Annotated in this window: 17 protein-coding genes; 6 read left to right on the forward strand and 11 right to left on the reverse strand. The window is 60.7% G+C overall.

The features are described from left to right. Positions 1 to 155: 155 nt before the first annotated feature. From L0U83_RS40760 to L0U83_RS38505, 10 genes are all read right to left on the reverse strand, one after another. Complete coding sequence (locus L0U83_RS40760) at positions 156 to 338, reverse strand: hypothetical protein (protein ID WP_308445120.1); 183 nt, start codon at positions 336 to 338, stop codon at positions 156 to 158. A gap of 82 nt (positions 339 to 420) precedes the next feature. Then, a complete protein-coding gene (locus L0U83_RS38465) occupies positions 421 to 1,914 on the reverse strand; it encodes an aldehyde dehydrogenase (RefSeq protein ID WP_233889823.1) in 1,494 nt (497 codons plus the stop codon). Between the two features lie 17 nt (positions 1,915 to 1,931). Then, positions 1,932 to 3,263: an NAD(P)/FAD-dependent oxidoreductase gene (locus tag L0U83_RS38470; protein ID WP_233889824.1), complete on the reverse strand. Its 1,332-nt coding sequence runs from the start codon at positions 3,261 to 3,263 to the stop codon at positions 1,932 to 1,934. A 9-nt stretch (positions 3,264 to 3,272) separates the two neighbouring features. After that, on the reverse strand, positions 3,273 to 4,160 hold the full coding sequence (locus L0U83_RS38475; protein WP_233889825.1) for a dihydrodipicolinate synthase family protein: 888 nt from the start codon (positions 4,158 to 4,160) through the stop codon (positions 3,273 to 3,275). A 73-nt stretch (positions 4,161 to 4,233) separates the two neighbouring features. After that, complete coding sequence (gene glyA, locus L0U83_RS38480) at positions 4,234 to 5,529, reverse strand: serine hydroxymethyltransferase (protein ID WP_308445121.1); 1,296 nt, start codon at positions 5,527 to 5,529, stop codon at positions 4,234 to 4,236. A gap of 101 nt (positions 5,530 to 5,630) precedes the next feature. Further along, positions 5,631 to 6,512, reverse strand: coding sequence for a glycine betaine ABC transporter substrate-binding protein (locus L0U83_RS38485; protein WP_233889826.1), 882 nt, complete (start codon positions 6,510 to 6,512; stop codon positions 5,631 to 5,633). 82 nt (positions 6,513 to 6,594) lie between these two features. Next, positions 6,595 to 7,476: an ABC transporter permease gene (locus tag L0U83_RS38490; protein WP_233889827.1), complete on the reverse strand. Its 882-nt coding sequence runs from the start codon at positions 7,474 to 7,476 to the stop codon at positions 6,595 to 6,597. Continuing rightward, positions 7,473 to 8,762, reverse strand: a complete 1,290-nt coding sequence (locus tag L0U83_RS38495; RefSeq protein ID WP_233889828.1) for a quaternary amine ABC transporter ATP-binding protein — start codon at positions 8,760 to 8,762, stop codon at positions 7,473 to 7,475. The genes L0U83_RS38490 and L0U83_RS38495 overlap by 4 nt, the downstream gene beginning before the upstream one ends. Positions 8,763 to 9,283: 521 nt before the next feature. Continuing rightward, positions 9,284 to 10,420: an FAD-binding oxidoreductase gene (locus L0U83_RS38500; protein ID WP_233889829.1), complete on the reverse strand. Its 1,137-nt coding sequence runs from the start codon at positions 10,418 to 10,420 to the stop codon at positions 9,284 to 9,286. A 7-nt stretch (positions 10,421 to 10,427) separates the two neighbouring features. Further along, positions 10,428 to 11,687, reverse strand: a complete 1,260-nt coding sequence (locus L0U83_RS38505) for an aromatic ring-hydroxylating oxygenase subunit alpha (protein WP_233889830.1) — start codon at positions 11,685 to 11,687, stop codon at positions 10,428 to 10,430. 202 nt (positions 11,688 to 11,889) lie between these two features. On the opposite strand from L0U83_RS38505, the gene L0U83_RS38510 reads away from it, so the two are divergent. From L0U83_RS38510 to L0U83_RS38520, 3 genes are all read left to right on the forward strand, one after another. Continuing rightward, the gene (locus L0U83_RS38510; RefSeq protein WP_233890009.1) at positions 11,890 to 12,816 is read left to right on the forward strand and encodes a LysR substrate-binding domain-containing protein; all 927 of its coding nucleotides are present in this window, start codon (positions 11,890 to 11,892) and stop codon (positions 12,814 to 12,816) included. Between the two features lie 92 nt (positions 12,817 to 12,908). After that, the gene (locus L0U83_RS38515) at positions 12,909 to 13,499 is read left to right on the forward strand and encodes a dimethylsulfoniopropionate lyase (RefSeq protein ID WP_233889831.1); all 591 of its coding nucleotides are present in this window, start codon (positions 12,909 to 12,911) and stop codon (positions 13,497 to 13,499) included. A 692-nt stretch (positions 13,500 to 14,191) separates the two neighbouring features. After that, positions 14,192 to 15,169 carry an ornithine cyclodeaminase family protein gene (locus tag L0U83_RS38520; protein WP_233889832.1) on the forward strand — a complete coding sequence of 326 codons (978 nt, stop codon included), beginning with the start codon at positions 14,192 to 14,194 and terminating at the stop codon, positions 15,167 to 15,169. A gap of 36 nt (positions 15,170 to 15,205) precedes the next feature. On the opposite strand, the gene L0U83_RS38525 is transcribed toward L0U83_RS38520, so the two are convergent. Next, positions 15,206 to 16,174 carry a LysR family transcriptional regulator gene (locus tag L0U83_RS38525; RefSeq protein WP_233889833.1) on the reverse strand — a complete coding sequence of 323 codons (969 nt, stop codon included), beginning with the start codon at positions 16,172 to 16,174 and terminating at the stop codon, positions 15,206 to 15,208. A 96-nt stretch (positions 16,175 to 16,270) separates the two neighbouring features. Here L0U83_RS38525 and L0U83_RS38530 point away from each other — a divergent pair, with 96 nt between their 5' ends. The 3 genes from L0U83_RS38530 (at position 16,271) to L0U83_RS38540 (ending at position 20,482) form a co-directional block, all read left to right on the forward strand. Beyond that, the gene (locus L0U83_RS38530; protein ID WP_233889834.1) at positions 16,271 to 17,824 is read left to right on the forward strand and encodes a M81 family metallopeptidase; all 1,554 of its coding nucleotides are present in this window, start codon (positions 16,271 to 16,273) and stop codon (positions 17,822 to 17,824) included. Beyond that, positions 17,821 to 18,993 carry a DSD1 family PLP-dependent enzyme gene (locus L0U83_RS38535; protein WP_233889835.1) on the forward strand — a complete coding sequence of 391 codons (1,173 nt, stop codon included), beginning with the start codon at positions 17,821 to 17,823 and terminating at the stop codon, positions 18,991 to 18,993. Before L0U83_RS38530 ends, L0U83_RS38535 begins: the two co-directional genes overlap by 4 nt. Positions 18,994 to 19,135: 142 nt before the next feature. Continuing rightward, positions 19,136 to 20,482, forward strand: coding sequence for an MFS transporter (locus L0U83_RS38540; protein WP_233889836.1), 1,347 nt, complete (start codon positions 19,136 to 19,138; stop codon positions 20,480 to 20,482). Position 20,483: the final 1 nt, after the last annotated feature.

The raw sequence follows: 20,483 nt of genomic DNA on the forward strand, positions 1-20,483 counted from the left end.
CGGGTGCTCGCGTGGCGCAATCAAGCGCGCCAAGGACCATAAAGGCTATCGGACGACAACAGTTTGCGAGTCCGTTTGCCCGGTGGCAAGTGAGGTGATCCATAATAAGGGCCTTATAAATGGCGCGGCGCCGCTCCTCCGCTGTGTGCCTTGGCTTACGTCACGCCGACGACCCGCTCCAACACCCTGTCGAGCGCCTCTTCATAATGCGTGTAGGTGCCGCGCTCCGTTAGCTCGGCGTGCAATTGCTCGTTGAGGCCGCCCGGCGTCATACAGCTATCAGCCAGCGACAAGAAGGTTTGCGTCGTGAGCGTCGCGTCACTGATGCGCATCTGCATTCAACTCCCATTCAGGTGTGGCGAAATCACGCGACGCAATGCGATCTGGGCCTAACGGGCCGCCCGCTCTATCGCTACCCATTCACGCTAGCTTCAACCAGGTAGTCTTCAGTTCGCAATACTGGTCGTGTGCATAGACAGACTTGTCGCGCCCGCCAAATCCCGATTGCTTGAAGCCGCCGAATGGCGTCGAAAGATCACCTTCGCCGAAGCAGTTTATCGTGACCGTGCCTGCACGGATACGCGAAGCAACCTTATGCGCGCTGTTCACGTTATCCGTCCACAACGAAGCTGCCAGTCCGTAGCACGTGTCGTTCGCGATCCGGATGGCATCCTCTACATCGTCGTATTCGATAAAACACACGACGGGTCCGAACACTTCTTCCCGTGCGATGGCCATATCCGGCGTGACGTGATCGAATATCGTGGGCTCGACGAACCATCCTCCCGTTTCGGTCAAGGCGGCACGTCCGCCGCAAACCACGCGCGCGCCCTGCTCCTTCGCTTTCTCGATGTGCGCAAGCACTTTCTCGTAGTGCTTCTGCTCGATCAGCGCCCCGAGCTTCGCGTCCGGGTCGAGCGGATCGCCGGTCCTCCATCCTGCGAGCACGGCCTGGACCTTCTCGACCAGTTCCGCCCGTTTGCTCGAAGGCACGAGAATCCGCGAGCCGGCGCTGCAGTTCTCTCCCATGTTCCAGAATGCGGCGGCGACAGCCTGTTCGGCGACCGCATCGAGATTCGCGACATCGGGAAGAATCACCTGCGGATTCTTCCCACCGCATTCGAGCACCACCCGCTTCAGATTGGTGTCTGCGGAATAATGCAGAAAGCGCTTGCCCGTGGCCGTCGAGCCGGTGAATGCGACGAGGTCCACGTCGGAATGGCGGCCCAGCGCCTGTCCCGCGCTGTCACCAAAGCCCGTGACGACGCTGAACACGCCCGCAGGCACGCCCGCTTCGAAAGCGAGATCGGCGATGCGCAACGTCGAGAGTGATGTTTGCTCCGCAGGCTTCACGATCACGCTATTGCCAACCGACAAAGCCGGCCCGATCTTCCAGGCCAGCATCAGCGCGGGGAAATTCCAGGGCAGCACCGCGCCAACCACGCCAATCGGCTCGCGGGTGATCATGCTGACGACATCCGCACCCGAAGGCGAAAGCGCGTCGTAACGCTTGTCAGTCACTTCGGCATGCCAACGAATGCAAGCTGCCGACTCGGGAATATCCAGCGCGAGACATTCGCTGATCGGCTTGCCAGCCTCTAGCGCTTCTAGAAGCGCCAGCTCGTCCGTATGCTCGTCAATCAGTTGCGCGAGGCGAAGCAGGACCGCCTTGCGATGCGCCGGCGCGGCCTTCGACCACACGCCGGATTCGAATGTATTCCGGGCAGCGGCGACAGCGTGATCCACATCCTTTTCGCCGCATTTCGCCACTTCCGCGAGCACCTTCCCCGATGCAGGATTGAGCGTGGCGAACGTTTCGCCCGACGCCGCTGCACACCGCTCTCCGGCAATGAACGCCCGTCCGTCGAGCGATAGTTCCGCTGCTTTCTGCTTCCACTCCTGATGCGTCGTCATCTCGTGTCCTTGGTTAATTAAAGTTCGGCTCCCGCCGACATTTCCTTCGCCCAGATCGTCGCCGACACCGCCATGTCAACGATCGGCCGAACCGGCAGCGAGCGCGGGTGTGGCTGCTTCAGAAGCTGCTGGATCAGATCGTTGCTCTCGCCTAGCGCATATTCGGCGATCAACTTGCCCGACGATGACCCTCTGCTCAGCCCCAGGCCGTTGCATCCCACCGCTTCCAGGATGCCATCGTCGCGGCGGCCGAACAGCGCGCCGTTGTTCGCCGAAAGACACAGCGGACCACCCCATGTGTACTCGAGTTCGACGCCTTTGAGCATGGGGAACCGGCGGTCGAACGAACGTTGATGCAGCGCTTTCGCCTTCGCGAGATCGGCATCGGACACCTGCAGTCCCGGCCGGAACGCGAAATGGTTGCGCACGCAAATACGGTCTGTACCAAGGCGGCGCACAGTTGTGCCCATGGGGTCAGCCGGAATCAGCGACCACGATCGCGTTCCGCCCAGCTTCTCAGTCTCTCCGGCATTCATGACGCGAGTCATCGATGCAAACGTGTACACGGGCAGCAGGCCATTGGGGTGCATGCCGAACGTCGCCGCATAGGCGTTCGTGCAGAGAATCACCTGTTTGGCGACGATCTTTCCCCTGGCGAAATGCAGGACTTTCTCGTTGCCGCGATGTTCGATTTCCGTCACTGCACTCATTTCGAACACCGTGACATTTTTCGGCTGTGTGGCCGCCAAACCGCGCATGAGCGCAGCTGGCTGCACCGTGCTGCAACCCGGCGTGAATAGCGCACCCTGATAAAATTCCGTGCCCGTCACTGCGCGAATGGCTGGTTGATCGAGCCATTCGAATGCTTCGTCGATGCGCGTCAGTCCCTCTGCAAAATGCGTCAGCGCGTCGAGCCCCTTCTTGTTGACGGAAGCGTGAAATTTGCCATCGTCGCGCCAATCGCAGTCGATGTTGTGCTGACGTACGATCGAGCGCACATAATCGATCCCGTGCCGCTGGAATCGCACGTCGGCCTTGTCCTCCGCCACGCTGCGCGAATAGCTTTCGCTGCTGATGTCGTGCGGCAAATCGACAAAGAATCCGGAATTACGTCCGGCTGTCGTGCGCCCGATGCGATCGGCCTCGACAAGCGCAATCGACGCATCGGGCGACAGCTCGGCAAGCCGGCGAGCGGCGCAAAGCCCGGTGATGCCGCCGCCCACTACGACCCAGTCGTATCGATGCTCAGCCGACACGGCATTGGCAGGCCCCGCTGGCGGGAGACTCTCCCACCACCCGTTCACGCCATCTGGCGCAGGAAAGCGCGCGAATTCCAGGTTCGAGACCATGTTCTGTTGTTACTGGGTGTTGCGAATAAGCGGTTTCACAAGCTGCGCAAACGCGTTGCGTTCCTCTTCCGTAAGCGAGCCGAGCGGTGCACGCGCCACGCCAACCGGCAGGCCCGCCAGTTCGCATCCGTAGCGCACGTACTGGATGAATTTGCCGCTGCGCTCGAGCAGTTCGAGCACCGGCAGCAATTGCGTCATCAGCTTGCGGCCCAGAACGAAGTCGTTCTGTTTGACGCACGCGTCGAAAAGCGCTGTATGCGCTTCCGGCAGGAAGTTCGATGCACCGGCAACCCAGCTTTTCGCACCCCAAGCGAAGAATTCAAGCGCCTGGTCGTCCATGCCGCAACTGAGTACCAGCCGGTCCTTGAAGTGCGTGACGAGATGATGCAGATGCGAAATATCGCCCGTGCTTTCCTTCATGGCGATAAAGTTCGGACGCTCGAGCAGCTTCGCCAGCACGCCGTCGCTGATCTGCGTTCCCGTGCGAGCCGGAAAGTTGTACAGCATGATCGGCATATCGAGCGCGTCGTCCACATTCAGCATGTGGCTGAGCAATTCGTCCTGCGTCGGCTGCGCGTAATACGGCGCGGCAACCAGCAGCGACGACAGGCCTGCTCGCTTCGCTTCCAGACCCAGGCGAATCACTTCCTTCGTCGTGGTCGCGTTGATGCCCGCGGTCAGATACGTTTTTCCACCCGCCGCCTCGGCAACGGTGTTGAAGGTTTCGACGCGTTCCTCAAAGCTCAACGCGTAGTATTCGCCCGTGGTGCCGCCGATCCCGAGCCCAGAAACGCGGCCTGCAAGATTCGCTGCGTGCTTGCCGAGCAAAGCGTGGTCGATTTCACCGTCTTCCTTGAACGGTGTGACCAGCGGAGTATGTACGCCCTCGAAGCTCATTTTGATTCCTCTATTCAGTAATCTTCAAACAAATAATCCAGTGTTCACCGCATTTGCTGCCTGATCACCTCGCTTATGCCAGGGCGTCGGCGTGCGAATAAATCGGAAACTGGTTGCACAGATCTCTCACGCGGCTACGCACGGCGCGCTCGATCTGATCGTCGCCGCCGGGCTCGCGCTCAAGTCCCGCCAGCACTTCGAGAATCATTTCGCCAATCTGCTCAAACTGGGCCGTGCCGAAACCTCGCGTCGTACCGGCAGGCGTACCGAGCCGGATGCCAGAAGTCACGGTCGGGTTTTCCGTGTCGAACGGAATGCCGTTCTTGTTGCAGGTAATGCCCGCGCGCTCCAGGGCCTTCTCCGCCTGCGTGCCCGTGATGTGTTTGGAACGAAGGTCGACGAGCAGCAGATGATTGTCGGTGCCGCCCGTGACGAGCGACAGCCCGCCCGATTGCAGTACGTTGCCCAGCGCCTCGGCATTGCGCAGCACACGGTCGATGTAGCCCGCGAACTCAGGACGCAGCGCTTCGCCGAACGCCACCGCCTTGCCCGCAATGACGTGCATGAGCGGACCGCCCTGCAGCCCCGGGAACACGGCAGAGTTGATCTTCTTCGCGATGTCGCCGTTGTTGGTGAGGATGAATCCGCCACGCGGACCGCGAAGTGTCTTATGCGTGGTCGACGTCACCACATCCGCGTACTTGATCGGGTTGTCATGGCGGCCGGCCGCGACGATGCCCGCGATATGCGCCATGTCGACCATGAGCAGCGCCCCAACGCTATCGGCGATCTCACGGAAAGCCGCAAAGTCGAGCGCGCGCGGATAAGCCGAATAGCCCGCAATGATGAGCTTCGGACGGTGCTCTTGTGCCATACGGCGCACAGCGTCGTAGTCGATACGGTACGTTTGCGGGCTCACGCCATACTGCACGGCGTTGAACCACTTGCCGGAGAGCGCGGGCCGCGCGCCGTGCGTAAGGTGGCCACCCGCGTCGAGTGACATGCCCATGACCGCGTCGCCCGGCTTGACGAGCGCGAGCATGACTGCGCCGTTTGCCTGCGCGCCGGAATGCGGCTGCACGTTGGCATACTCGGCGTCGAACAGCGCCTTCACGCGGTCGATGGCGAGCGCCTCGACGCGGTCGACGTGCTCGCAGCCACCGTAATAGCGCTTCGACGGGTAGCCCTCTGCATACTTGTTGGTCAGCACCGTCCCTTGCGCTTCCATCACCGCGGCCGAAACGATGTTTTCGGATGCGATCAATTCGATCTGCGTTTGTTGCCGGCGCAATTCGAGCGCGATCTCCGATGCAATGACCGGGTCACGGCTCTGGAGCGTTTCAGAAAAGAAGCACGAGTTTTCGCTCACAGGTCACTCCAGGAAGTAATCGTGTCAAGCAGGCCCTGCTGGAACATGAGAATCGTTGGGGCAGCGGGCCTTTCCTGCCCCCGCGGATGCGAATCCGCTAGCTACTGCTGCAGCCACGCTTTCAGCTTGTCCGGGTGCGCGTCGACGAACTTCTTCGCCGCGCTCGCGTAGTCGTTCGTGCTGTTGCCTTCTAGTTCGATAGCTTCGACATCAGCCAGCGTCAGCTTGAAATGCTTGAAGAACACATCGGCGCGGGGAAACTTGGTGGCGAACTGTTTAGACGCGAATGCGTGAATCTGCTCTTCGCCGCCCAGCGTGCCCTTGGGGTCCTTCAAATAGCGCATCTGCCATTTCTGCCAGAGCCAGTGCGGGCTCCAGACCGTGGCGACGACCCATTGCTTCGTTTGATACGCGCGCGACACGGCAGCGAGCATCCCGGCTTCACTCGACGACTGCAGGTTGTAGCCGTTCAGTTTGTAGGCCTCGACCGACTTCTCGGAGGCCTGCATCAGGCCAGAACCCGGGCCAATGCCCTGAATCGTGCCGTCGAGCTTGCTCTTGACGTCCGGCTTGTTCAGGTCGGAAATCGACGAGACCTGGGACTCCGGCACGTAGGCAGGCACGGCCCAGCCGTTTCTGCCGCCCGTGTAGATCACGCCGACGTCATCCAGATCGTTCTTGTACTTCTCGTAGTACACGGCGTGCGTCACCGGGAGCCAGCCGCCCACCATGATGTCGAGGTCGCCGCGGGCCACGCCCTGGAACTGGATGCCGATGTCCGCATTGACGAACTTGACCGGCTGGTTCAATTTAGTTTCGAGCACGTATTTGGCTACGTTGGCCGTAGCGAGCACGTCGGCCCAGTCGGTGATCGCCAGCTTGATTGGCTCGGCAGCCACGGCGGACCCGACCCCGACACTCACGGCGACAACCGTCGATAGCGCAACCTTCGCCATGAGTGATCTGAAAATATTACAGTTCATGTTAGTACTCCGTATTTATATTGACATTACCCATTCCGTCACGGATACCCTGCCTGTGATGTTCAGGCAGGTCTGTGGCTAGTTAGCTATGCGCCGCTTCGGTGGTGCTGGTCTTACCCACTTTCGCGACCGGTCTCGTCTTCTTCGACTTGACACCAAACGTCTCCGTCAGGCGGTCCAGTACGATGGCGAGCAGCACGACACCCAGCCCACCTTCGAAGCCGATGCCGATGTCAAGGCGCTGAATGCCGCTCAGCACGTACTCACCCAGGCCGCCCGCGCCGATCATCGAGGCAATCACGACCATCGAAAGCGACATCATGATGGTCTGGTTCACACCGGCCATGATGGACGGCAATGCATTCGGAAGCTGGATTTTCCAGAGCAGTTGCGCGTCCGTGCTGCCGAACGAGCGGCCCGCTTCCAGCAATTCCTCGCGAACCTGGCGAATGCCGAGCGTCGTGAGTCGCACCACAGGCGGCATGGCGAACACAACGGTTGCAATCACGGCAGGCACACGGCCCAAGCCGAACAGGATCACAGCAGGAATCAGATAAACGAATGCCGGCATGGTCTGCATGAAATCGAGCAGCGAACGCAGGATCATCTCCACCCGCTTGTTTCGCGCGCCCCAGATGCCGAGGGGCACGCCGACGATGAGACTGAAAACTGTCGCGGCCACGACAAGCGCGAGCGTCGCAACGGTTTGCGGCCAGAGTCCCATGTAATGAATGAGCATGAGCGCGACACCGACGAACACCGCGAACGCGATGCCACGGCGCCACAACGCGAACGCCACGAGAAAGACGAGCATTGCGAGGAACGGAATGGCGCCCAGGCCGTCCTCGAGCAGCTTGACGACTGCGCCCAGCGCCGCGGAAAACGCGTTGAATCCGCCCTGGAAGTGATTGAAGAGAAAATTGACGGCATTCTCTGCGAACTTGCCGATGACTGACGAATTCATGCTGCCCTCCGCTCCATAACCTGTTTGAGTATCGTTCGGCACGACACGACGCCCGCGAGCTTGCCCGCCGCGTCCGTCACCGGCACGTCGTGTTGCTGGCTCAGTGCGATCGCGGAGAGTTCGTGCAGGTCGGTGTCGAGCGAGACCGTGCTCAGGTCCTTGAGCAATGCTTCGCGCAGGGGCTGGGCACCCGCCTTGTGCAGCGACGCAGGCGTGACGCACCCCTGGTAGCGGCCGGCTTGATCGCACACATAGCCACACTCGGCGCCGCTATCGATCAGTTGATTGAGGTAACGCTCCGCAGGCGCACCAACGTCGCCGGAAATGAGTCCACGCTCGACGCGGGTAAGCAGGCTTTCGGCCTTGAGAAAGCGCGAAACGTCGACGTGGCGGAAAAAGTCCCGCACGTAGTCGTCGGCCGGAGACTGGATGAGTTCAGCCGGCGTGCCAACCTGGATCAGGCAGCCATCTTTCATGATGCCGATACGGCCGCCGATCTTGATGGCCTCTTCAATATCGTGCGAAATGAAAACAATGGTTCGCTGCTCTTCTTTCTGGAGCCGCAGCAATTCGCTCTGCATTTCGAAGCGAATGAGCGGATCGAGTGCCGAGAAGGCTTCGTCCATCAACAGGACGGCAGGGTTGACCGCCAGGGCGCGTGCAAGACCGACCCGCTGCTGCATGCCGCCGGACAATTCACCGGGTAGAAGTTTTTCGTAAGAGCCGAGACCCACGCGAGTGAGTGCGGCGCGGGCGATTTCATAGCGCTCGGACTTCTTCATGCCCGCGACTTCCAGACCGTATGAGATGTTGTCGAGCACCGTGCGATTCGGCAGCAGCGCAAACGACTGGAACACCATCGCCATCTTCTTGCGGCGCACCTCACGCAGTTCCGGCGTGGACATTGGCGCGATATCGCGGCCTTCGAGCACGACCTGGCCGGACGTCGGCTCGATCAGGCGGTTGAGCAGGCGCACAAGCGTCGACTTGCCGGAACCCGAGAGCCCCATGATGACGAAGATCTCACCGGCCCTTACGTTGAGGCTGACGTTGTTGACCGCCACCATGTTGCCGGTACGCTTGAAGACTTCATCGCGACCCAGGCCCTGCTTCACCAGTTGCGCAGCAATCTCGGGCTTCGGGCCGAAGATCTTCGACAGGTTCCTGACCGTCAGAATGTCGGTTCCTGATATGGCGATGGGCCGGGCCACCGAAGGCGTACCCGCTGTGTTGATTGCGCCTGGCGGCATTGCGTCGCCCGGTGCGAACGTCAGATGAGGGGCCATTTGTCATCCCAACTGGCTGGTTCAGAAAATTGACGCTGGCGAACTCCAGTACGACAAGGGGTTCTAGCGTGGCGATTCAGCTGGCCTCAACATGCACCGGGCGTCGAATCCAATACTTCGTTGAATTTCTGCTCCGGTGCAGCAGTTGATGCAGTGATTGCAGCGTAGCAATCCAAATTGCGCCCTCCAGCTACATTTTCTGGACCCTTTCCCATACCTTTGGTAATGCGTGCGAAGCGCTCTTTGCACAATGAAACGTTTAGCGAATACGCCAACGCCGCGCATTCGCTATACAGGTCGGGGCTTTGCGGGAAATTGAGTGCCGGAAACGGCCTCCCCGGCCAATGCTCGCCCTGAAGGGCGAGCCCTGCCGAACAAGGGAAAGTCCTGGGGGGCGATTTAGTGAGGGAAACTACCAGGAAAAGCGAAAAAAACGCGAGGAAATTGGCGAAAGTTCAGACGATAAAAGAATTTAACCAGGCTGAATAGCTGCCAAAGCCTTTCAGGTTGAAATCGCCCTGCTACAAATCGAGGACCAGGTTTGAAGTCGGGCGGCTGCAGCACATTAACCGCATACCCTTCTCGATCTCACGCGGACGAATGCCGCCATTGTGTTTCATGTCGACGGAGCCTTCGAGCACCTTGGTCTTGCAGGTGCCGCATATGCCCTGGCTGCATGACGACGGCAAGGGCACACCGGCCTTGCGCGCCGCGATGAGCACGGTTTGCGAGGCGTCCATCGTGAACGAGCGGCCCGAGCGCGCCAGTTGCACTGTAAAGCCGGTTTGTGCGGTCGACTCAGCGACCGGCTCCTGGGTGCATTCCACGGTCTGTGCGAAATTGAAGCTTTCCTGGTGATATCGGGAAGGATCGTGCCCGCCTTGCGCGAGCAGCTTTCTGGAGGCTTCCATATAACCGCCGGGGCCGCAGATGAACACCTCGCGATCGCGGTAGTCAGGCACGTGCTCCATCAAGAGATCCAGACTGAGACGCCCCACGGGACCCGGCCACGCTGGCTCGCCCCCGAGCGCCTCGCAGATATGAACGACCCGCAGCTTGTCCGAGAGCGCGCACAAATGCGAAAGCTCGTTACGGAAGATGATGTCTTCCGGCGTTCGCGCGCTATGAATGAACACGATGTCGCGGTTCAGCCCTAGGTCGAGCGCCGCGCGCGTCATGGACATCACCGGCGTGACACCGGATCCCGCTGAAAGATAAAGACTCTTTGCTGCCGGTCCCGACGAAGGCGTGAATACCCCCGACGGCCCGAAGGCCCTCAACTCGACGCCCTCTCTCATGTTCTCGTGCAGCCAGTTCGACATGGCGCCGCCTGGCACGCGCTTGACCGTAATGGTAAGCGTATAGGGACGCGTGGGCGGCGAAGAGATTGTGTAGCAACGGCTGACCTCGTTGCCATCGATTTCGGCGGACACCGTGATGAACTGCCCCGGTTCGAAGCTGAAAAGCTGACCATCGCGTGTGCTGAACACAAATGTCCGCACGTCATGCGTCTCGGCGGACACGCGCGTGCACACAAGCACGCGTTGCTCGTGACTCGGCCACTGCGCGTCTGCGTGTTCCCACGTGCTCGCACTGCAAAAGCGATCAAGCATTTCCCGACCCTGCCCGATGAAACTTGAATCTGCGGCTACGTTCATGGCGACCTCAAACTCCGTGCGCCTTCAGCTTCGCGTCGTACCAGCGCGAAAACTGGTCCAGCGCTGCCTCGGTGAAGTTTGAGAAAGGCCCCGGAATATAGGCAGGATCCTGCGTTCCCGCATGCGTGTTCCCAACCAGTTCCGCGTCCTGGGTCGTCGTCGCGACCCACACTTCAGTGAGCCTTTTCAGGTCGTAGTCCACGCCTTCAACTGCGTCTGCATGCACTAACCAGACCGTACGCACAAGCGTCCTGTCGGGCGCAATGGGCAGGCTATAGGCGACCACGGCATGGTCGCTCATCACGTGAGTCCACGAATGATGACCCCACATGTGCACGTCGCCGAGATCGCGCCGCTCGACGCCACCCAGCAGCTTCGTGCAGGCCACCTTCGTATCGAGCGTCTGCGATTCGTTTGCGCCGGAGATGACGAGGCGCTGCGTACGGAAGTTGGTATCCACGCTCTCGTCGAGCGCTTCAACCGTGCCGCATACATAGCCGTCTTTTTCCCAGTTCGCCTGGCATGCCGCATTGCGCTTCAGGTAATCGTCGTAGGCCAGAAGTGATGCTTCGCTCTGGCCGTCCGGACAAAAGCCGAAGTCTTCCGCAAGAAACGAGTTCGTCAGCTCAGGATGGGTACCCGTGCAGTGGTAGCACTCGCGATTATTTTCCATCACGAGCTTCCAGTTGCCGTTTTCGACGATCTCCATTTCATAGGCGATCTTCGTGCGCTTCAGGTCGTACGGCGCGAAGCGCGGAGTCATGACTGTCTCGAGCTTTTCGAAGTCAATGGGTGGCTCGTCGGCGAGGCAAACGAAGATATGCGCGCCTACCGTCTTCACATGAACCGAAATCAGGCTGTGGCAGCCTGCGTCGAAGTCCTGCCCCATATGCGTCGAATGCTTCAGGCTGCCGTCCAGATCGTACGTCCACTGATGATATGGGCACACGAGCATTCCAACGCTCGCCTTGCCAGCCTTCTTCATGATGCGCGAGCCGCGATGACGGCAAACGTTGCGATAAGCACGCACGTTTTCGTCGTCGTCTCGCACGATCATGATCGACGCCTTGCCGATATCCACGGTGTGCACATCGCCCGGCTCCGGCACGTCGGCCGTCACGCCGACCAGAATCCACAGCTTGTGAAAGAACACCTCGACGTCCGTTTCGAAGACGTCCTGACGCCCGAACAATTCACCGGGCATGCCGTGTCCTTTCTTGCGGCTATCGACTAGTTCGCGGTGCGTTTGAATTTGAACTTCAGACATCATGAGCCTCGTGATGAGAACGTTTCGTAGCGCCTGGGACAGTGATATGGCGTGAAGTATTGGACCGTCGAAATACACCGTCAACGCGCTTTATATGCCGCTTCACATTCATTTAAATCATGCGAAAATGCCCCGGAACGAGGTGCCCGAATTGCGCCTCGCGCGCCGATTAGCAGGGATTGTCAGATCAGGGTTTCCGCGAATGAAGACCACTAGAGCAATGAAAGGCTATCGTCGGATCGTTCCCTCGCTTACCGCTCTTGTCGAGTTCGAAGCCGTAGCGCGCCTGGGAAGCTTCACCCATGCAGCGAGCGAACTGGGCGTCACGCAGTCTGCCGCGAGCAGACAGGTCAAGTTCCTCGAAGAAACACTCGGCGTACAGCTCTTTCACCGGCTGCACCGCTCAATTGAACTGACAAGTGAAGGCGAAGCGCTGTACGTGGTCGTCGCGGAGTCGATGCAGAAGATCGCAGGCGTGTTCGATCGACTGGTGACCGGAACCGAGCAAAGAGAACTGGTGTTGGCTTCGACCGCTGCGTTTTCGCAATTGCGGCTCTTGCCGCGGCTCGCGAAGCTGGAGAAGCTCGATCCCCCTTTGCAACTGCGGTTGTCGACCGAGATGTTTACGGCTGACCTTCGGCATGTCGAAGTCGACGTCGCCGTCCGTTATGGCGATGGCAACTGGCCGGACGGGACCTCGACCTTGCTGTTCGATGTCGAAGTCTTTCCTGTTTGCTCGCCGCAGTTTCTTCAGGAATACGGCATGCCTCGCTCGCTCGATGACCTGGCGAAGATGGCGCTCGTGGAGTCGGATGCCACGTCGGAAGGATGGATGGTATGGAACGAATGGTTTCGCGCCGTCGGATATCGGCCCGCGCGCTTGAACACGGTGCTGCGGTGCAGCCTCTACACCGACGCGATTCAGGCAGTGCGGTATGGACAGGGAATTACGCTAGGCTGGAACCGCCTCGTCGACGACCTCCTGCGCTCCGGAGACCTGGTCCGCATCGACCTCGCGACGTTGCGCCCCAGCGATGCCTATTTTGTCGTGGTGCCTCACGGCCGGACCATCACGCCAGTCATCACGCAGCTCATTGACTGGCTGCGAGGTGACCCGGCGCCGCGCTGACTTTGCGAGCACTATCAGGAGATCAGCTATGTCCGTGGGTTAAGCCATTGCGGCCAGCATTCTGCAACGCTTGAGAAATTCCAGGAGCCTCCATGTATCAGCGACACGAGAACCTCAAGCAATTCATTCGCGCTGCCCGAAATCTGTTTCAGGTGCAAGCGCTGCCGGATGCGGGACGCGAGTTAGCCGTGAAAGTATTCGAGCGTCTCGAACAGCCGTCCGACGACGGTAAGCGTAACAGCGAACGCTATCCCGCCTGTGAGTTCCTCGATTCAGCGCTCGCACCGCTGCTTGACAACACCGCTGGCCTCGGCGACCTGGCGCGGGCAATCAAGGTGCTTGAACCCACTATAGGCTGGCAACGGCGAACCTCCGGATCGAATGGAAGCAAAGACTACATCGAGAAGCACGTGAACGGCATGATTTGCGGCCCCGGTGGCATGGAAAGCCGTTACGATATCCAGCTAGGTTTTTCGCTTCTCGCGCCTCACACGCGATACCCCGATCATCAGCATCCTCCTGAAGAAGCCTATGTTCTGCTCAGCGCGGGGGAATTCCGCCAACGCGATGGAGACTGGTTCGATCCGGGCATCGGCGGCGGCTTGCACAATACACCTAGTAGCCTGCACGCGATGCGCTCGGGAGCAACCCCACTCCTCGCGCTATGGTGTCTCCTGGTATAGGCGCGCATCGGTTAACGGCTGCCCAAGCAAAGACTCTGCAGCCCGCGACACGAACTGTAGCCGGTCACAACTGCGGCAACGAGCTCGGCTGCAAATACGATTTTCTCCAGATGCGCAAACGCTTGCAGCCCTGCCTTCAGCGGAATGTCTGCTGCAAGCTGACGGACGGACGGTAAGTTGCGAGACACACCATGATGCATCTTACGATCCAAAGTTAACGTAGAAGAAATTATCGATCTTTTGGGGCCATATTGTTTACGCCGGTGCATAAACGGTTTCCAATTGCGTCACGTAAATCAGGAACCGTAATTTGGGTACGCCCGTTAAAATTGATAAACGCGCTTTATGTGAGCGAGCACCTTCCCGCGCTTCCTGTCGCAGCCGCCGCACCGAACCCGCTCTCGCCCGGGTGGTCGGTACAAGCACCTCCGTTTATGCGGGCGTAGCTTCGTACTCTGAGCGCTGGGACGAGGCAACGGTTTGGTCTATTCGCGCATCAAGAGAATGGGAAACTACGCCTCAAGGTGGTCGCAAATGGCGGTTCATAAATTCGCCCTTAGGGACCGCTAACCTCGATGACGCAAAGTGGCATTAACGCCGACGTTAACAGCAAACTTAGAGGCGGTTAACCCAATTGCCGCATGGAGCCGCGATACTCGACTTCGCCCCCTGCGACGCCACCCGAGTCCCCTATGAGCGAAACCACGCGACATCAAACCCTGTTGCTTCTCGACAAGCACGCCGTCGAGTCCCTGCTGACCCAGCAAGACGCACTTGTCGCGACGCGCGAGGCATTCATCCTCCACAGCAAGCGGGAAGGCCGCGTTTTCCAGGTCGTGCGTGAACGGCTTCGTAGCGGCATCTTCGGAATCAAATCCGGCGATGTCGAGACACAAGCGCTGCTCGGTTTCAAGGCCGCGGGCTTCTGGCCAGACAACCGGAAGATCGGCGGCGAACCTCATCAGGCCACGATCATGCTGATTGATCCGCTCACGGGGCGTCCCACCTGCGTGATCGACGGCAATGCCATCACGACGATGCGCACGGGCGCCGCGGGCGGTTTGGGGCTCGAGCAACTCGCCCGTCCCGACAGTACGAACGTTTGCGTGTTCGGAACCGGCGTGCAGGCACGCATTCAGTTGACGTTCGCGTTGCGCCTTTTCCCCTCAATCGACCGGGTTCGCTACGTCACTTCGAATGGAGAGGATAACGATTCATTCGAATCACAATTCCGCGAGCACTGCGATATCTCGCTCGCGAAGGACAGTAACGTCGCCGTCGAGCAAAGCGATATCGTCATCACGGCAACGGCCGGCAAGGGACCATTGTTCGATGCCGACGCCGTGCGGCCCGGCACGCATCTCACCTGCGTTGGCGCGGACACGAAGGGCAAGCGAGAACTGCCGGAAGGTCTTCTGAAGCGCGCGCGCCTTTTCGTCGACGACGCCGACCAGGCGACGGAAATCGGCGAAGCACAATGGGCGCGGGAAACCGAAGCTGTCGAATTCGGCGATGTGTTGAACGGCAATGTTCGCGTCGAGCGCCGGCGCGATGACATCACCGTGTTCGATATGACGGGTCTTGCGTTGCAGGACCTGACTCTGGCCAGGTTATTGCGCGAGCGCGCCGTTCAAACGAACATGGGTATGTCGATTCCGTGGCCGTGGTAGAACCACCCCCTCTTCCCGGCGCAGCCCGGTTGCGTTTCAACCGCGAGTAGCGCGCGGCGCTCGCAATGCGCGCGCGCGCTTGTCCTCGCTGCCGCCCGCAGGCAGCCAAGGCGGCGGCGACATCGATGCGCGCAAATACTCGAAGAAGCGCGTCGCCCGCAGCGAGCGGCCATGTCTGGAGTTGATCAGCGCGACGATATCCGCATCAGGCAACTTCCAGTCCTCGAGCAGGCGCACGAGCGTGCCCGCCTGAAGATGCCCGGCCACGTCCCATTCTGAACGCACGATGATACCGAGCCCCGCGAGCGCCCAGTCGCGCACCGTGCCGCCGTCATTGCTCGACAGCACCGGCTCGATCCTGACATTCGCCGCCGCGCCACGACCGCTCGGGCTGAAACGCCACATGGTCACGTCTTCGTCGTTTTCGCGCAGCGCGATGCAGTCGTGCGCGCGCAGGTCATCCGGATGCTTCGGCTCACCGTGCTGGGCGAGATACTCCGGCGCGGCGCAAAGCACGCGACGATTCGGAGCGAGATACTTGCTGATGAGCGACGAGTCGCGCATCTCTCCGATGTGGATCATGAGCTCCCACATGTCATCAGAAATACGCGTGGGCCGATCGGAGAGCGTGAGGCTGACCGTCACTTCCGGGTACTGGCGGCGAAAGCCAGCAATTACGGGGGCGACATAACGCTGCCCGAATCCCAGCGGCGCGATCACACGCAATGCGCCAGCCACCGTGCTTCGCCGGGACGACAGCATGTCGGTCAGATCGTCGATCTCCCCGCAAATTCTGCGCGCATGCGCCGCGAGCAACTCACCTTCGTCGGTCAGAACGAGACGCCGCCCGGATCGATCGAGCAAGCGCGTATGAAGCCGCGATTCGAGTTGCTTCAATCGCTGCGTCACGGCTGGCGGCGTGACATCCAGCTTGCGCGACGCGTCGGCCAGCGACGCTGAAGACGAAAGGACAACGAAGAAACGCAAATCTTCAGTCGAAAGCATTAAGGCAAACTTAACGTAGGAATCACTGCATGTTAACCCTGAGTGCTTATTGGCTACCAATAATTTTTTCACGACGTCCAACTCAGGAGCTACCCGATGAAATCTCCACGCATTGCCGTGCTTGGCTTTGCGATCGAGTCCAACCGCTTCGCTCCCGTCTCCACGCGCACGGATTTTATGTCGCGCGCGTATTTGAAGGGAGCGGACCTGGTCGCCGACGCCAGACGTGACGCACCAGCCATGACACCCGAAATCCCGGCCTTTATCCGCACTCTCGACAGCATCGGGCCGTGGACGCCCGTGCCGGTCCTCTTTGCCAATGCGGAATCGGGCGGCGCCGTCGAGCACGCGTTCTTCGCCGAAACGTTGGCCGAGTTCGAACGCGGCTTACGCGAGGCGCTGCCGCTCGACGCCGTGTACATCTGCGAACATGGAGCGGCGATCACGACAGAAGAGGATGATCCAGACGGCGCCGTCTTCGCGCTCGCTCGCAGCATCGTCGGGCCCGGCGTGCCGATTGTCGCCACGGTGGATCTCCATGCGAACGTCTCCGATCGAATGGTCGATTCGGTAGACGCGTTGATCTCCTATCGACGCAATCCCCGCACCGATATGGCCGAGCGCGGCGCAGACGCGGCGCGCATACTCAACGAACTCGCGAACGGCATGTACACCACCGTCGCCCATGTCCGGCTCCCCGTCTGCTCCCCGCCGACCCAGCTGCTGACCGCCCCCGGCACCGGACCCTACGCGGAGATGATCCGGCGCGCCGAGGCGATCGACGACCCGCGCGTCGTCAACGTTTCCGTAGTCGGCGGCTTCGCATTCGCGGACACCGCGAAGAACGGGTTGACGGTGCTCGTGACCACTCGCAACGATGCGCCGCTTGCAACCCGCATCGCGAACGAACTCGCGTCCTATGGCTGGCAGGAACGCGCGGCATTCGTTCCACAACTGACGCGGCTCGACGACGCAATCCGCATCGCCAAAGCGGTTGCCGACGACGCAACCCGCGCGCCGGTACTCCTCGCCGATGTAGCCGACAATCCGGGCGGCGGCGGACGCGGCAACACACCGTTCATCCTGCGCGCCTTGCTTGAAGCCAAGGTCCACGGCGCGCTTCTCGGTGTCGTGACCGATCCCGAACTCGTAGCAGACGCCGTGAACGCAGGCGCCGGCGCAACGCTGCTCGCCCGCTTCAATCGCAGCGAAACCACAGTGCATTCCGAGCCGCTCGAGGCTCCCGCCCGCGTGCTGAAGCGACACAGCGGCAAGGGCGTGGGGCGACGCGGACAGCTTGCGGGATGCCGGTTCGACCTCGGTCCGTCGGTCGCTCTGCAGGTAGGCGGCGTGACCGTCATCGTCATCAGCAAGCGACATCAGTGCCACGAACCCATGTTCTTCGAGATGTTCGACATCGACATTGCAAGCGCGCGCGTCGTCGTGCTGAAGTCCCGCGGCCATTTCCGGGCGGCATTCGACGAGTTCTTTTCGAACGATCGAATCATCAGCGTCGACGCGCCGGGACTGACGTCGCCCATGCTGTCACGGTTTGATTTCAGGAAGCTGCCGCGTCCGGTCGTGCCACTGGACACGGTATTGGAGTGGCATGCCGATGCTCGCACGGTCATTCCACGGGAGTCCGTATGAATCGAGAAATTCCACTCGACGTCGTGTTGCCGAAGGCGCTCCAGACGCTCGAAACGCCCTGCCTGCTGCTGGATGAGGTGCGCATGGAGCACAACATCAAGCGTCTGCGCGACCATCTCGACTCACTGGGCGTTGAGCTTCGGCCGCATTTGAAGACGCCCAAATCCATCGAGGTCGCTCAGCGCATTCTGAACGGCGGCCGTCAATGCGCTGCGGTCTCGACGCTCAAGGAAGCCGAGCTTTTTTTCGAGGCAGGCGTGCGCGACATCCTGTATTGCGTAGGCGTGACGCCGGGCAAGCTCGATCGGGTAGCAGGGCTCAGACGCAGCGGCGCCAATCTGTCCGTGATCGTGGATAGCGTCGACGCTGCGCGGGCCGTCGCAGCGAAGTCGCGTGAGGCGCGCGCTCCCATTCCGACGCTCATCGAGATCGACAGCGACGGTCATCGCGCGGGCGTATCCGTCGAACATACCGAAGCGCTCATCGCAATCGGCCGCGAACTGCATGACGGTGGCGCGCAATTGCGTGGGGTGCTCACACATGCTGGCGAATCCTACAACTGCAAAAGCGTCGATGCGATAGCAGCAATGGCAGAACGCGAACGGGCCGCCGCCGTGGCGGGCGCTCAGGCTTTGCGCGCGGCCGGCTTGCCGTCGCCCGTCGTCAGCGTTGGGTCGACGCCGACCGCTTTGTACGCGCGAGACCTCACCGGCGTCACCGAGGTACGCGCCGGCGTATTCGTGTTCTTCGACCTGGTGATGGCGGGCCTCGGCGTTTGTTCGACGGACGATGTCGCGCTGAGCGTGCTGGCAACGGTTATCGGCCATCAGCGGGACAAGGGCTGGATACTCGTCGACGCTGGCTGGATGGCGATGTCGCGCGATCGCGGAACAGCGAAGCAGCGCGTCGATCAGGGCTATGGCGTGGCCTGTGACATCAATGGACGCGTATACCCGGACCTGATCATGGTCGAGGCCAATCAGGAGCAAGGCATCCTCGCGCTACGCCCGGGCAGCACGGCGACCCTGCCCGACCTGCAGATCGGCGCCCAGGTACGTCTGCTCCCGAACCATGCGTGTGCAACGGGCGCCCAACACGACACCTATGAGGTGGTGAGGCCCGACAGCCCCGCAGTCGTCGCGCGCTGGCAGCGCTTCAGCGGCTGGTAGGCGCTACCGTCCGGCACATGGCGAGAACGATTCACCATGTGCCGGCAAGCACAGAGACTGAGCCACGCAGGTGCGTGGCAATCCCTCCCGACCGACGCGACGTGTGCGCCGATCTCGAGTCTTGACCTGAGGAGAAATCGGTATGAATGCGACCGCGGATGCCACCGTGCCCCTGAGTCCGAAGATCGCCCGCAAAGTGGTATGGCGTCTCGCACCTTTGCTGATCCTGCTTTACGTCGTCAATCAAATGGACCGGGCGAACGTCGGCTATGCTGCCTTGACGATGAATCGCGAACTCGGCCTTTCAGCCTCTCAATTCGGTCTTGCGGCGGGCCTCTTTTACGCAGGGTACATACTCGTGGCAGTGCCAAGCAATCTGATGCTGGCGCGCTTCGGCGCGCGCGTGTGGATGACGCGCATTCTCGTAACCTGGGGTGTGATTGCTTCGCTAACCGCATTCGTCGACAGCGCGCACACGCTGTATCTGTTGCGCTTTCTTCTTGGTATCGCCGAATCGGGCTTTTTCCCTGGCATGGTGCTCTACGTGACGTTCTGGCTGCCGCGTCAGGAACGCGTATGGTTGATGTCGCTGCTGTTCCTGTCCATTCCGCTGTCGAATATGCTCGGTGCGCCAATTTCGACGTACGTGATGGAGCATGTGCGGATTTTCGGCTGGTCGGGTTGGCGCGCAATGCTATTTCTCGAAGGCTTGCCGGCGATTGCGCTGGGCATCGTGACCGCGACCTTGATGAAAAACCGGCCAGAGGAAGCCACCTGGCTGACGGCGGCGGAGCGCGATCAGCTTAACCGGGCGCTCGCAGTCGAGCGCGCCGAAGCGCAACGCCACTCGCCCAGGGGTGTATGGCGCACCCTCGCGGATCGCCGTGTTTTGACTTTCGGGCTCGTCTTCTTTGGCATCAATAGCGGCGTGGTTGCCCTTGCATTCTTTCTGCCTCAGATCATCGCCGGATTCTCGCAAATGTTCGCGGTCAAATATTCGGTCTCACAGATCGGTCTCATCACCGCGATTCCGTTTGCCGTATCCGCCATCACATTCGTCTGCTGGGGGCAATATGCGCGCCGCACGACAGTCAGCGCGTGGCATGTCGCGATACCCGCCGCCATCGGTGGCCTGTCGTTCGCCACAGCGCTCTTTCTTTCGTCGCCCTACGAAGTCATGATTGCCTTTACGCTTGGGGCAGTTGGCATCTATACGCCGCACGCGTCGTTCTGGCAGTTGCCGCCGCGCTATCTGAGCGGCGAAGCGGCCGCTGCGGGAATCGGGCTCATCAATACGATCGGCACGCTTGCCGGATTCCTTGGGCCCTATGCAACGGGCTGGCTGCGCGACGCCACGGGATCGTATCAGGCGCCCATGCTGCTCGTCGCGGCGCTGATGTGTATCTCCGCGATCGTGGTGGTGCTTATCGAACGCTCGGCTCGCACAGCCTCGAGGCTCGATACGCGGCCTTCTGGCAGCCCGTCATGAA

The sequence above is a fragment of the Paraburkholderia flagellata genome (genome assembly GCF_021390645.1).
GTDB classification, from domain to species: Bacteria; Pseudomonadota; Gammaproteobacteria; order Burkholderiales; family Burkholderiaceae; genus Paraburkholderia; species Paraburkholderia flagellata.

What these genes read in the sequence shown, in the direction of transcription:
- L0U83_RS38525 (WP_233889833.1), bottom strand. Translation starts at nt 16,174, where the DNA reads ATGCTTTCGACTGAAGATTTGCGTTTCTTCGTTGTCCTTTCGTCTTCA.
- L0U83_RS38495 (WP_233889828.1), bottom strand. Translation starts at nt 8,762, where the DNA reads ATGGCCCCTCATCTGACGTTCGCACCGGGCGACGCAATGCCGCCAGGC.
- L0U83_RS38490 (WP_233889827.1), bottom strand. Translation starts at nt 7,476, where the DNA reads ATGAATTCGTCAGTCATCGGCAAGTTCGCAGAGAATGCCGTCAATTTT.
- L0U83_RS38500 (WP_233889829.1), bottom strand. Translation starts at nt 10,420, where the DNA reads ATGAACGTAGCCGCAGATTCAAGTTTCATCGGGCAGGGTCGGGAAATG.
- L0U83_RS38530 (WP_233889834.1), top strand. Translation starts at nt 16,271, where the DNA reads ATGAAATCTCCACGCATTGCCGTGCTTGGCTTTGCGATCGAGTCCAAC.
- L0U83_RS38520 (WP_233889832.1), top strand. Translation starts at nt 14,192, where the DNA reads ATGAGCGAAACCACGCGACATCAAACCCTGTTGCTTCTCGACAAGCAC.
- L0U83_RS38540 (WP_233889836.1), top strand. Translation starts at nt 19,136, where the DNA reads ATGAATGCGACCGCGGATGCCACCGTGCCCCTGAGTCCGAAGATCGCC.
- L0U83_RS38535 (WP_233889835.1), top strand. Translation starts at nt 17,821, where the DNA reads ATGAATCGAGAAATTCCACTCGACGTCGTGTTGCCGAAGGCGCTCCAG.
- L0U83_RS38510 (WP_233890009.1), top strand. Translation starts at nt 11,890, where the DNA reads ATGAAGACCACTAGAGCAATGAAAGGCTATCGTCGGATCGTTCCCTCG.
- L0U83_RS40760 (WP_308445120.1), bottom strand. Translation starts at nt 338, where the DNA reads ATGCAGATGCGCATCAGTGACGCGACGCTCACGACGCAAACCTTCTTG.
- L0U83_RS38470 (WP_233889824.1), bottom strand. Translation starts at nt 3,263, where the DNA reads ATGGTCTCGAACCTGGAATTCGCGCGCTTTCCTGCGCCAGATGGCGTG.
- L0U83_RS38465 (WP_233889823.1), bottom strand. Translation starts at nt 1,914, where the DNA reads ATGACGACGCATCAGGAGTGGAAGCAGAAAGCAGCGGAACTATCGCTC.
- L0U83_RS38485 (WP_233889826.1), bottom strand. Translation starts at nt 6,512, where the DNA reads ATGAACTGTAATATTTTCAGATCACTCATGGCGAAGGTTGCGCTATCG.
- L0U83_RS38475 (WP_233889825.1), bottom strand. Translation starts at nt 4,160, where the DNA reads ATGAGCTTCGAGGGCGTACATACTCCGCTGGTCACACCGTTCAAGGAA.
- L0U83_RS38515 (WP_233889831.1), top strand. Translation starts at nt 12,909, where the DNA reads ATGTATCAGCGACACGAGAACCTCAAGCAATTCATTCGCGCTGCCCGA.
- L0U83_RS38505 (WP_233889830.1), bottom strand. Translation starts at nt 11,687, where the DNA reads ATGTCTGAAGTTCAAATTCAAACGCACCGCGAACTAGTCGATAGCCGC.